This is a genomic window from Alcanivorax sp. HI0083, from assembly GCF_001635175.1.
Genome location: NZ_LWFX01001588.1, coordinates 1 through 777, shown reverse-complemented (window position 1 = coordinate 777; position 777 = coordinate 1). Strand labels below are relative to the sequence as shown.

General features: G+C 61.9%; 1 protein-coding gene. It reads left to right on the top strand.

The window, feature by feature from the left end:
• Nucleotides 1–314: 314 nt before the first annotated feature.
• Nucleotides 315–777, top strand: a 463-nt coding sequence (locus tag A3754_RS23685) for an RNA methyltransferase (RefSeq protein WP_156497186.1), incomplete at its 3' end; no start/stop codon positions are given.

The following is a 777-nucleotide window of genomic DNA, read 5'->3' as shown; positions in this document are numbered from 1 at the left end:
GCAGGGTGGTTCCCTTCCCTAGAGGCAAGGCGCAGCAAATGGGCGCTTCAGACCACGCCCTCCGGGTCTTCCAGGCTGGCCCGCACTCGTTGTTGCCCTTTTTCGATGGATCGACATACACCTTCAAAAGTGCGCCTAGATTGCGGGCCAGCCTGAAAGACTGAGCGCGCAAGGCGTTCTTCAGAGGCTCCTTTAAAGAGCGCGGGGCAGGGAAACTCGGGGTTCCCGTTCCGGGGCGCGGATTGTAGCAGAGCCCGCGCGATCAGGGCAGCCGCCGTGTTAAGATTAGCGCCTTTTTTAATGAGAGGCCTCCCATGTTGGAAAATGTGCGCATTGTGATGGTGGAAACCTCCCACCCCGGCAATATCGGCGCGGCTGCCCGGGCCATGAAAACCATGGGCCTGTCGGATCTGCGTCTGGTGCAGCCGCAGGCCTACCCCAGTGTGGAGGCGACGGCGCGGGCCTCCGGTGCCGGCGATGTGCTGGAAGCTGCACAGGTATGCAACAGCGTGGACGAGGCGCTGGAAGGAGCCACTCTGGTGATTGGCACCAGTGCCCGTCAGCGTCGCATTCCGTGGCCTTGCCTGACTCCACGTCAGTTGGCGGCACAGCTGTCCCATGATTTGGCCAATGCGCCGCAGGATACCCGCATTGCGGTGCTGTTCGGTCGTGAAGATCGGGGGCTGACCAACGACGAGCTGCGCCGCTGTAACCTTCATGTGAGCGTGCCCACCAATCCCGAGTATGGGGTCTTGAATGTGGCGTCGGCGGTCCAAT